This is a genomic window from Mariprofundus ferrooxydans PV-1, from assembly GCF_000153765.1.
GTDB lineage: Bacteria > Pseudomonadota > Zetaproteobacteria > Mariprofundales > Mariprofundaceae > Mariprofundus > Mariprofundus ferrooxydans.
Map to the genome: position 1 here is coordinate 579859 of NZ_DS022295.1, position 12425 is coordinate 592283.

The following is a 12425-nucleotide window of genomic DNA, read 5'->3' on the forward strand; positions in this document are numbered from 1 at the left end:
GCGAAGAGGGCGGAGATGAAGGGTTGTGGTCAGTCACCAGTTGATATGCGCTCAACCAGCTGTTTTACCGTTGGAATAAAGCCATTGGCATAGAACGGGTCTTCAGCAAAACGGTAAGCTGCATGGCCGGCGAACATCAGCTGTCCGTCCGGATTGGCACCATGAGCGATCTCCTGCAATGTTTTCTGGATGCAGAAACTGCGCGGGTCGGCCTTATGTCCGGTCGTACCCTGTTCATTGGCTGCCCAGTTGCTGAATTTACACTGGGACAGACAGCCCATGCACTCCAGCTGATCCTGTCTGATTTCACGCGCCTTATCAGGCGAAACAAAGATCAGCGTTGAATCCGGTGTTGGCAGCGCTTTGGTGAAACCATCTTCAATATAACCCTGGACCAGCTTCAAATCGTGCTGGGTCAGGTAAACCTGTTTGTGACGGACGCCGAAGGTGAATTCGGCCACGTGGTCGCCGGCAGGATGATCAACAAATGCTACTTCACGATCGGAGCGCTCATACAGCTCATGCAGGAATGAGTTATACACTGCTGAGGAGTAAAAACCGGTAGGGGAGAAGCGATTCAGTTTGATATCACCCTCGCGCAGTTTGAGCAGGCGCTGTTTCCATGCGTCGGAAATAGGGCTCTCCTGCGTTAACAGCGGACGTGTGCCATACTGGAATGTGACAGGACCAACTTCAGGGTTGTTCAGCCAGTTTGCCCACTCGCGCAGAAACCATACACCGCCGGCCATAACAATCGGTGTGTTCTGCAGGCCGAACTCATTCATGGTTTTGCGCAGGGCGACAACACGCGGATATGGATCTTCCGGTTTATCAGGGCTCTCCGAATTGGACAGGCCGTTATGGCCGCCCGCAAGCCACGGATCCTCGTAAACAACACCGCCCAGCAGATCCGGCAACTTTCGATACGAGCGTAACCACAGCGCGCGAAATGCGCGCGCAGAAGAGATAATCGGGTAATAATGGACCTGGTGCTTGGCCGCCAGCGTAGCCAGACGGAAGGGCATGCCTGCACCACAGGTGATGCCGTGAATCAGACCTTTGGCACCCTCCATGACGCCTTCGAGCACCCGTTCAGCGCCACCCATTTCCCACAGTACATTCATGTGCAGGCGGCCTTCACCACCGGAGACTTCATGGGCAATACGCGCCTGGGTAATACCGCCGGCGATCGCCTGATTCACCAGCTCATCAAAACGTTGGATACGACTTTTACCGTGATAAACGGTGCGGATGATCTGGCCATTTTCGTCAACACTATCAGCATTAACGGCTGAGAATGTACCGACGCCTCCGGCAGCAGCCCAGGCACCGGAGCTCTCGCCGGTGGATACAGCTACACCCTTGCCACCCTCAATGAGAGGAAGAACCTCTTTGCCTGAAATCATGATCGGTTGAAGCTCAAATGCCATGTCGAAGTCCTTTCCTGTCGGTCGTGCCGCCCTTTAGGGGCGACGCCGTAATTACACACCAGTCACTGTGATCCACCAGTGGCGACACTATCACCACTGATATTGATTTTCGAGCATGATGCCGCCAGTTTGTCATTTGCCGCTTGCGAGGGGGGATATATCCGCCTCGGGATCTGTTCTGAATATCCGCATTATATAACGTCGCATAATGGATATTATGTAAAGTTACAGGAGAAGGAATGCCTGAGAGAATCACCAATAAAGATAACCATTACGATAAGTTATGTACGCTAATGAGCATTCTGCGCGCAGAATGTCCATGGGACCGCGAACAAACCCTGCTCTCACTGCGTCGATATACATTGGAAGAAGTACATGAGGTCATTGAAGCAATCGATGCAGCCGATCAGAGCAATGACTGGTTGCCGCTCAAGGATGAACTTGGTGACCTCTTGCTCCAGGTTGTCTTCTACGCACAGATCGCTGAAGAAGCTGATGCATTTAACTTTGGCGATGTTATCGACGCGTTGATTAACAAAATGATTTACCGGCACCCTCACGTCTTTGATCAGACAGCGCAGATAAGTACGGATATCAACCGGCAATGGGATCAACTCAAAGATGCCGAACAGCATGACCGAACCAGTCTGATGGATGGCATTCCACCGCTGCCTGCTCTGAAATATGCCCAGAAACAGCAACAGCGTGCGGCACGTGTCGGTTTCGACTGGCAACAGGCTGCCGATGTGATGACCAAAATGCGTGAGGAGATGGATGAATTGGAGCATGAAATCAACTCTCATGCCGATATAGAACGACTTGAGGACGAATTCGGCGATGTTCTGTTTACGCTGGCCAATCTCGCACGAAAGCTCGATCTGGATGCAGAGCTGTGCCTGATGCGAACCAATCGCAAGTTTGCCAGACGATTTCGCGGCATGGAAACCGAGGCAGTCGCCCTTTCTGTCCCGATGAATCAAATGGATCTCGATAGCCTTGAGCGTTTGTATCAGGCAGTGAAAGCCAAACAAGCTGATAATTCCGGGGCATAAAATGGCTAAATTTGGCGTCCCAACCGGGTTCGAACCGGTGTTGTGCAACGTCCTGCAGAAAAATATCGGCTGTGATTAAGCTTGTGGCGTGGCGATTATCCAGCCGACCACATCAGATCTCCCGACCGGTCGGTTTATACCTCTTACTGAGGCAAAAGCGTATTAAGCTTTTACCAGACAACCACTTTCTGTGATACTCAGCGCATTATGAAATGGACCATCTCCAATCAGTTAACAACAGGCCGGGTGGTTATCATACCGGTTTTTCTGCTCGTTTTTTATCTACCTGGAACCACCGGTTACTGGCTATCGGCCATACTGTTCACCTTTGCAGCTATAACCGACTGGCTGGATGGTTATCTGGCACGATCGCGCGGCGAAGTGACGCCATTTGGTCGATTTCTTGACCCGGTGGCGGATAAATTATTGGTTGCAACCGCACTGGTATTGCTTGCATCCAGTGGTCAGGCGCCGGCGGTACTTGCGGTCATTATTATCGGCAGGGAGATCGCTATTGGCGCTTTGCGTGAATGGCTGGCGCAACGATCCACTGTTGTACATGTATCGCAAATCGCAAAATGGAAAACTGCCATTCAGATGATTGCCATTGTTGCCCTGCTTCTGCACATCAGGATCGCCGGCATCTCCATGCATGAAGTTGGCCTGATACTATTGTGGATCGCTGCTGCACTGACCTTATGGTCTGGTTATGAATATATGCGCGATGCCTGGCCTGAACTGATTCAGTCTGAATGAACCCTGAAATACCGTAACTCTGATTACGGTAAATCTTTTGATTGACGCAGCCGGGTCGTTCGTTAATCTTCGCGGCGTCCAACAGGTCCCCATCGTCTAGTCGGCCTAGGACACCGCCCTTTCACGGCGGCAACACCGGTTCGAATCCGGTTGGGGACGCCAAATTTAGCCAATAAAATCAAGGGGTTGTATAAAATGCAGCTCCTTTTTTTATTTGTCAAAGAGGCGATAAGTAAAAAACGCGCGCCAGCCTGATATCGGAGCCACCTTACTGCCCCCCTACTTCTTTATTGCTCTTGTTGTTGATCTGTTTGAACCTTGCACTTAATCATCTTCTGTTGCCCTTTAGAAAACCACCATCCCGTTTACGGCAGCCATCGGCAGTGACTTTGGCGCCTTGGCCCGGGGAACCAGATATTCAGCTTCAATCTCCTCTGTCGTAATCGTTGTCGCCCGTTTCTTCGTCCCTACCCTGATCCCCTCTTTCAGCGTAATCGGCGCTGCATCGCGCAGCCCTTTGGAACCTTTCTTCATTGCCACTGCAGTTAAACCTTTGCCTTTGCCCAGCAGAGGAAACTCATCTTTCAGGATAACGGCCATACGTCCATAGGAGTCGATGAATGCAAATGCGTCATGGGCGGCTTCAATCTCCCTGATACAGAGCAGCCTGGAGCTTGCCGGGAAGTTGATGAATGCCTTTCCTTTCTTGTTGGCTGATACCATATCACTGCCCATGGCACGGAATGCATGGCCGGCGGTGGTTGCCACGAGGTATTCGGCATCCGGTTTAACCATGACCATGCGGGTCGGTGCTTCATTGATGCTGAATACGAAGTGTTTGGATACAGGCTCTCCATTACCGCGACCGCTCGGCAGATCTGCGGCAAGCATGCTGAATGCACGCCCTGTCCTGCCGATCAGAATCAGCTGATCGGTGGTGTGGCCGGCGGCCGAGTCGAGCAATTTGTCGCTCTCCCTGAACCTGACGGATGACACATCAATGCTTGAGCCGCGCATACCCTTGAGCCAGCCCTGTTTGGAGAGGATGGCGGTCACCGGCTCGCGCGATACGATCTGCTCGCGACTCATCGGCCTGGATTTTGGCGCATCCGGATCAACAATCGTCCTGCGCTCATCGCCGAATTTCTTCAGTGCATCCCTTAACTCGCCGGTAATATGTTTCCAGCGATGCGCATCGTCATCGAGCACCTGATGCAGCCCGGCCGCTTCTTCACTCAGGCGGTCGTGCTCTCCCTGTAGCTTCATCTGCTCCAGCTTGCGCAGCTGGGAGAGGCGAATGGCAAGAATGGCATCGGTCTGGATTTCAGTGAGTGAATATTTCTCCATGATGATCGGACGCGGTTCATCGTTATCCAGAATGATCTCGACAATTTCCCGAATATTCGGATATGCCAGCAGCAAGCCGTCGAGTATATGCAGTCGGGCTGTGATTTCGGCCAGGCGGACCTTTGCCCGGCTCATCACCAGCTCCTGTCTGTAGTCGAGGAATGAGCGGATCATTTTGTCGAGCGGAAACAGGCTCGGTAAGCGGTAGCGCTCGCCATTGGGCGTATCATGCCACTTCTCCAGCGCATAGGTGGCATACTGGATCGTGACCTGCAGATTGGTGGCCGAGAAGAGATGCAGCATGATCTGTTCCGGGTCGAGGTTTCTCGATTTGGGAAACAGGACGATACGGATGCCATCTTCCGCGCTGGATTCATCGCGCAGATCATCAATCATCGGCAACTGACGTGATTCGGCGATGGTTTTATCCGAAATACGAGCCCCCATCTCAATCAGCAGCGGCGATTTCTCAATACCGTAAGGGATCTCGGTTACTACAATCTGCCACAATCCCTTCGGCAGGGTCTCAACATGCCATTTGGAGCGTAGCAGCATTTTGCCGTAACCCTTGGCATACATCGCTTCGAGCTCTTCATGCGTATTGGCAATGATACCGCCGCCGGGAAAATCAGGTGCGGTGATATGCTTGCGTACGTCGCGGAAGTCCGTGGGCGACTCCATTGCTCCTGTTCTGCCCCGCTTTTTCGCCAGCGCAATACAGGCGCCGAGCAGCTCCGTCAGATTGTGGGACGGGATCTCTGTTTTAAAACCGACCGCCGGGTTGCCGGTGGACGAGTTCATCATCACCAGCGGAAACGGTGCGGGAAGCACCATCGGCTCCTTGTCCTGATCATCGTAGTTCGGCTGATACATGGTAATGCCGTCTTTCAGATCACCGGAGAGTATGGCTTCGGCAATGGGCGTCATACGCGCTTCGGTATAACGCATGGCTGCTGCTGAATCACCGTCAATCGAGCCGAAGTTACCCTGCCCGTCAATCAGCGGATAGCGCATCACCCAGGGCTGGGCCATACGCACCATAGCGCCATAAACGGCAGAATCGCCGTGCGGATGATATTTACCGATCACGTCACCGACCACACGCGCGGATTTCTTGGTTTTGGTATTCGAGCGGAGCTTGAGCATCTCCATCGCATAGAGAATCCGCCTGTGCACCGGTTTCATGCCGTCCCGCACATCGGGAATCGCCCGATCGCCGACGACCTTCAGGCCATAACTGCGGTATAGCTCGCGGAATACCGTTTCAAACGGGGCAATGGTGTTATTCCCCGAATCGTAGGGCTTGAAGCAGGCCACTGCATCCTCGGCATCGTCTGTCACATCAAACGGATCGGTGACGAATTCCGCGTCCTCAATCTCCTTGCCCATCAGCAGATCCCTGCGCTGGCCGGCATCATCGCCCATCAGCTTGGTCATCAGCGCATCCATGCGCCGGGCATCTTCCGGACTGACCTGAACCAGTACCCGGTTTTCGTAATCCATACAGGTCTCTTTCAGCTCCGGCGGATTCATTTCGCCCAGACCTTTATAGCGGATATATTCGATCTTCTTGCCCTCGGCCAGAGCCATGGCCTTCAGGCCGTCGAGTTCATCCTCGCTCTGTGCATAGTGTTTCTGTTTACCGATCGTTACACCATAGAGTGGCGGTTGCACGATATAGACGCGCCCGGCCTCCACCATCGGCCGCATCTGTCGCCAGAAGAAGGTGAAGAGCAGCGTCTGGATATGCGAACCGTCGATATCCGCATCGGTCATCACGACGATTTTCCCGTATCGGCGCTTTTCGATATCGCAGTGCTCACCGATGCCGGTGCCGATAGCGGTAATCAGATCTGCGACCGCTTCACTGTTGCTGGCATCCTCTGATGTGACGCCCTCGCAGTTGAGGATTTTACCCTTTAGCGGGAAGATCGCCTGCAGATCGCGGTCATTGGCCTGTTTGGCAGAGCCACCGGCAGAATCACCCTCCACCAGATAGAGTTCCGTATGCTCAATATCGTTGCTGCGACAATCGAGCAGCTTCCCGGGCAGCGGCGTGCGGCCGGTAAAGGTTTTGCGGTCTACCTTTTTTGCCTTGCCGTTTTCGGCTGCAGCGCGGGCGGCGGCCCTGTCGATAATAAGTTTCACCCAGGCATCGGAGAGCTCCGCATCCCGATTCAGCCAGAGCGTGGCCGAATCATGGATAACGCCGCCGACAAACTTGCTCGCCTCTGCCGATGTAAGCTCCTGCTTGGTCTGCCCCTTGAACGAGATATCCTGAATATAGACCGAAAGACCCAGCTGCGAATTTGCCATTACATCGGACGGCGCTATGCGAGTCGATCTGCCGAGTGCTTTTTTCAACTCCGGCCGCATATCGATGTATTCGCGAACGGCCTTGATCAACCCTGCCTGGAAACCCTTTTCATGTGTGCCGCCCAGCGGCGTCGGGATCGTGTTGGCGTATGATCTGACGTAAACAGGGATCGCTTCTTCAAAGGAGGCAAAGTGCCAGTGCACCTTTTCCATATCGCCGAGCTGGCCGGTGAACTCGAAGACCGGGGTACCCTCCATCTGACTCGTCATAAACTCGGAGAGTCCGTTTTTGAAGCAGAAGCGCTCATCTGCAAGCCCCGGCGCCTTGAAGATCACCTCCAGCCCCGGAATAAGAATGGCTTTATCCATCGCCTGCTGGCGGACCTGCTGTACACGGAATTTGGGTGATTCGTAATATTTGGGGTTGGGAGAGAAGCGAATCTGTGTGCCGTGCGTGCGCGGACCGACCGTGCCGACCTGCTTAAGCTTGTCAACGGCGCGCCCATTCTCAAAGCGCATGGTAAACTCGCCGCCATCGCGTTTGACCGTCGCCTCCAACCATGATGAGAGTGCATTGGTCACCGTGATGCCAACACCGTGCAGGCCGCCGGAGACCTTGTAGGCATCGTGATCAAACTTGCCGCCTGCCTTGTCCTTGCTCAGAACCAGCTCAACCCCGGACATCCCGGCTGCATTCTCCTTGACCGGAATGCCCCGCCCGTTATCGGTAATGCTGATGACATTATCAGACTCGAGCTCCACAACAATCCGGCTGCAGAAACCACCTATGGCCTCATCGCCACAGTTATCGAGCACCTCCTGTGCTATATGATGGCAGCCAAGCTCCTTGCTTGTGTCGGAATACATATTGGGACGCAACTGGATATGGGCGATACCGTCCAGGTCCTTGATCGAGTCAATATCGTAGTCTGCACTCATAGATAGAGTTCCTTTTTTGTAGTTTTCTGCTTTTGTCATCTGCCGGCAGATCGAACAAAATGCATGCATTTCAAAGAAAGAGCGGGCGCTTAAAACAATGCATCGCTACGGCTGCACTAATGTACAACAAAAGTGCCCGATATTACAAAGAAAATTTATCCAATTTGATATCATCCCCCCCGTTAGCAGGCTGCCAATCCGGCAAGTTCAACAGTGAAGAAAGCGGTAGAGCCGCAACCGCTTTTGAACTTGTTGGATTGGGAACCCGTCAGGGCGGCTGGTTTCGGGGCGCCAGGAAAGAACAAGCGAATGTATTCGCTTGCAAGACAGGTCCCTCCCCTATTCAAGGCATGAATCCGTCCCGCGAGTTCACAATGAATAAAAAAGCCCCCGCATTACTGCGGAGGCTCTTTTAATTTTCCCGATGATACCTGTTAGCCGCTAATCAGAGCGGCAACACCGGCCAGTGCCTGCTTCAGTTTGTCCGGCTCTGTTCCACCGGCCATCGCCATATCCGGCTTACCGCCGCCCTTACCGCCACAGATCATAGCCACCTCGCGCACAATATTACCGGCATGATAACTGCCCAGCAGATCCTGGGTAACACCGGCGATCAACTGTACTTTCGGTCCATTCTTCATACCGAATACCAATATACCCGATTTCAGCTTTCCCTTGGCCTTATCCATAAAATCGCGCATATCCTTCACGCCGCTGACCTCGACAGCCAGCAGCTTCACGCCATTGACCTCTACAGCCTGCTTGATCAGGTCATCCAGCAGTCCGGTGGACTGTTTGGCGCGCAGCGAAGTGAGTTCTTTTTCGGCATCTTTCAGCTTGCCCTGCAGTGTCACAACCGCATCGGCTGCTTCAAACGGACGGACTTTCAGATGGCCTGCAGCCTCTTCGAGTGTATGAATATCGGCAACCAGGCTCTGGTACGCAGCCGACCCTGTTACGGCCTCAATACGACGAACGCCTGCAGCGATACCGGCTTCCGAGACAATACGGAACGGGCCGATATCGCCGGTTGCGGAGACATGTGTGCCACCACACAGCTCGGTGGAGAAACCGGCTGAAACAACACGTACCTCATCGCCGTACTTTTCCCCGAACAGCGCCATCGCACCCGAAGCAACGGCCTCATCCTGTGACATCAGTTTTGTCTCAACCGGGTCGTTGGCCCAGATTGCAGCATTCACTTCCGCCTCAATTACCTTACGTTCTTCTTCAGATACGGGCTTGAAGTGATTGAAATCAAAGCGCAATCTCTGTTCATTAACAAGAGAACCGGCCTGTTTTACATGCTCACCGAGCACCTTGCGCAGCACCGCATGCATCAGATGCGTTGCCGTATGATTACGACGAATCGCAGCGCGTCGATCTTCATCGACGGCAAAGTGAACGACGCTACCGGCCTCGAATGAGCCCTTCACGACCTTGCCCGTGTGGACAAACAGATCCGACAGCATTTTTCTGGTATCGCTAACCTCGAAAATCGCATCACCGATAGTAATTAGTCCGGTATCTCCCGCCTGACCGCCGGACTCGGCATAAAACGGTGTCTGATTGGCAATCAGCCAACCCTCTTCGCCCGCATGGAGCGTATCGACAGCCTCACCGTCACGAATCAGACCGGTAATCACCCCTTCTGAACTCAGTGTGTCGTAACCCAGAAACTCGGTTGGACCATGATGTTCACGCAACTCAAACAGAGCCTTCGGCAGGGCTGATTCGCCGCTACCGCCCCACGCTGCGCGTGCGCGCGTGCGCTGCTCTTCCATGCAGCGCTCAAAGCCATCCATATCGAGACTGATGTCGGTACCCTTGAGGATATCGGCTGTCAGATCGGTCGGGAAGCCGAATGTATCATAGAGGGCAAACAGGGTTTCACCCGGGATAGTCCCCCCCTTCCCTGCACTGGCGGCAGCCTGTTCAACCAGCTTCAGCCCCTTATCCAGCGTTTTGATAAAGCGCTCTTCCTCAATGCGAATCACCTGCTCGATGTTGCCCTGACTCTCTTTGAGTTCGGCAAAGTGATCGCCCATCTCCGCCACCAGTGCATCGACCAGCTTGTAGATGAAGGCTTCATACATGCCGAGCAGTCGCCCGTGACGGCATGCGCGGCGCAGAATACGGCGCAGTACAAAACCACGCCCCTCATTGCTCGGCAACACACCGTCAGCCAGCAGGAAGGAGACAGAGCGCAGGTGATCTGCCAGTACGCGCAACGACACATCGGAAACCGGATCATCGCCCATACGGACGCCGGTTAATGCACCGGCTGCATCAATCAGTCTGGCAAACAGGTCGATATCATAATTATTATGCACGCCCTGCATAACAGCAGCCACGCGCTCGAGCCCCATACCTGTGTCGACACTCGGATGCGGCAGCGGGGTCAGCGTACCGTCTTCATCGCGATCATACTGCATAAAGACCAGGTTCCAGATTTCGATATAGCGATCGCCATCCTCTTCCGCCGTGCCCGGAGGGCCACCCCATACATCCGCACCATGATCATAAAAAATTTCAGAGCAGGGACCGCAGGGACCGGTATCACCCATGGACCAGAAGTTATCCTTTGCACCGATACGGGCGATTCTATCGGCAGGTATCCCCACCTCTTTCGTCCAGATATCATAAGCTTCATCATCTTCTTCAAATACGGTGATAAACAGGCGTGCGGGATCGAGTTTCAGCTCGCCGGTCAGAAACTGCCAGGCATAACGAATAGCATCGTGCTTGAAGTAGTCACCGAACGAGAAGTTGCCCAGCATCTCAAAAAAGGTGTGATGACGTGCCGTGTGACCGACATTTTCCAGATCATTATGTTTGCCGCCTGCACGCACGCACTTCTGACTGGTGGTCGCCGTGCGATATGGACGGGACTCGTTACCGAGAAAGACATGCTTGAATTGCACCATGCCTGCATTGGTAAACATCAGCGTCGGATCGCCATGCGGCACCAGTGAACTGGAGTCCACGATGGTATGACCCTCGGCGGCAAAATAATCGAGAAACTTTTTACGAATTTCCGATGTTCTCATGTTTTTCCTCATCCCGATCCGTTATCATCAAAATCATCTTTTTTATCATCAGTCATCAAACTGATCATGCTTATCATCATTCATCACGCGCACTATCGTAGCTGCATCAAAGCCCTTGTTCTGCAAAAACCGCGCATGCTTTTGCCATAATCGCTCATCTCCGTGGCGCAGCCCCTGAGGATCACGCCGCTTGAGTATGGACCTGCACGCCTGATCACTGTCGAAGGAGGCTTCCGCCTCATCCAGTGCCAGTTGCAGCGCCGCTTCATCCACGCCCTTCTGACGCGCCTTCATCGCAGCCACCCGGGGTGTTTCCCCCTTACGCAAGCGGCTGCGCAAAAACGATTCGGCAAAACGCGACTCACTGAGATAACCGTCGTCCACCAGCCGTGCCAGCACAACCTCAATCACCCCGGTTGCATAGGCTCTGTCCGCCAGTTTCCTTCTTAATTCGACCGCACAGTGTTCACGCAGTGTCAAAAAGCGGATGGCGGCATGATAAGCCGCAAGCTCGTCCTTATTCAGTCGCGTCTTCCCCGTTCTTGATCAATCCCAGAGCTTCGCGCACACCGGTTTCAATCTCGGCCAGCATTTCGGGATGCTCCTTGAGATAGGTCATCGCATTGTCCCTGCCCTGCCCGATACGCTCGTTGCCACAGGCATACCAGGCACCGCTCTTGTTCACCAGTCCGTACTGCACGCCCATATCCAGCACTTCACCGGCATGAGATACGCCCTCACCATACATGATAGAGAACTGAGCCTGTTTGAATGGCGGCGCTACCTTGTTTTTCACCACTTTAACACGGGTGTCGTTGCCCATGACTTCATCGCCCTTCTTGATCGCACCGATACGGCGGACATCCAGTCGAACCGAGGCGTAAAATTTCAGGGCATTGCCGCCGGTTGTCGTTTCCGGATTGCCGAACATCACGCCGATTTTCATGCGGATCTGATTGATAAAGATAATGATCGTATTGGAGCGGGCAATCGAACCGGTCAGTTTGCGCAGTGCCTGACTCATCAGACGCGCCTGCAGCCCCATGTGTGAATCACCCATGTCACCTTCAAGCTCGGCTTTCGGTGTCAGTGCCGCCACGGAATCCACCACGATAATGTCGACTCCGCCGGAGCGGGTCAGCATATCTACAATTTCCAGCGCCTGTTCACCCGAATCGGGCTGAGATACCAACAGGTTATCGACATCCACACCCAGCCGTTCTGCATAGCTCGGGTCCAGCGCATGCTCGGCGTCGACAAAAGCAGCCTGCCCGCCCAGTTTTTGTGCTTCTGCGATAGCGTGAAGCGCCATCGTGGTTTTACCGGATGATTCCGGCCCATAGATCTCAATTACACGGCCGCGCGGATAGCCGCCAACACCGAGTGCTGCATCCAGCGCCAGCGATCCGCTGGGAACGACCGATACCGGTACTTTTGCGTGATCGCCCAAACGCATCACCGTACCCTTGCCGAACTGGCGTTCAATCTGGCTTAAAGCTGTGTCCAAAGCCTTTGATTTATCTGACATCTTATCC

7 protein-coding genes and 1 tRNA gene are annotated in these 12425 nt (G+C 53.8%); 3 read left to right on the top strand and 5 right to left on the bottom strand.

From position 1 onward, the window contains the following. Nucleotides 1-29 precede the first annotated feature (29 nt). Complete coding sequence (locus SPV1_RS09640) at nucleotides 30-1430, bottom strand: NAD(P)H-dependent flavin oxidoreductase (RefSeq protein ID WP_009850994.1); 1401 nt, start codon at nucleotides 1428-1430, stop codon at nucleotides 30-32. Nucleotides 1431-1669: 239 nt separating this feature from the next. On the opposite strand from SPV1_RS09640, the gene mazG reads away from it, so the two are divergent. From mazG to SPV1_RS09655, 3 genes are all read left to right on the top strand, one after another. Further along, on the top strand, nucleotides 1670-2482 hold the full coding sequence (mazG, locus tag SPV1_RS09645) for a nucleoside triphosphate pyrophosphohydrolase (RefSeq protein WP_040881803.1): 813 nt from the start codon (nucleotides 1670-1672) through the stop codon (nucleotides 2480-2482). 207 nt (nucleotides 2483-2689) lie between these two features. Further along, nucleotides 2690-3238: a CDP-diacylglycerol--glycerol-3-phosphate 3-phosphatidyltransferase gene (gene pgsA, locus SPV1_RS09650; protein ID WP_009850996.1), complete on the top strand. Its 549-nt coding sequence runs from the start codon at nucleotides 2690-2692 to the stop codon at nucleotides 3236-3238. A gap of 85 nt (nucleotides 3239-3323) precedes the next feature. Next, nucleotides 3324-3400: transfer RNA gene (locus SPV1_RS09655), tRNA-Glu, on the top strand. A 183-nt stretch (nucleotides 3401-3583) separates the two neighbouring features. Here SPV1_RS09655 and parC read toward each other — a convergent pair. From parC to recA, 4 genes are all read right to left on the bottom strand, one after another. Then, nucleotides 3584-7840, bottom strand: a complete 4257-nt coding sequence (gene parC, locus SPV1_RS09660; protein WP_040881804.1) for a DNA topoisomerase IV subunit A — start codon at nucleotides 7838-7840, stop codon at nucleotides 3584-3586. Between the two features lie 434 nt (nucleotides 7841-8274). Further along, nucleotides 8275-10890, bottom strand: coding sequence for an alanine--tRNA ligase (gene alaS / locus SPV1_RS09665; RefSeq protein ID WP_009850999.1), 2616 nt, complete (start codon nucleotides 10888-10890; stop codon nucleotides 8275-8277). A gap of 48 nt (nucleotides 10891-10938) precedes the next feature. Then, nucleotides 10939-11415 (bottom strand): regulatory protein RecX, encoded by a 477-nt coding sequence (locus tag SPV1_RS09670; RefSeq protein WP_407942778.1) that lies wholly within the window; start codon nucleotides 11413-11415, stop codon nucleotides 10939-10941. Further along, the gene (recA, locus tag SPV1_RS09675) at nucleotides 11408-12418 is read right to left on the bottom strand and encodes a recombinase RecA (protein WP_009851001.1); all 1011 of its coding nucleotides are present in this window, start codon (nucleotides 12416-12418) and stop codon (nucleotides 11408-11410) included. The genes SPV1_RS09670 and recA overlap by 8 nt, the downstream gene beginning before the upstream one ends. Nucleotides 12419-12425 lie beyond the last annotated feature (7 nt).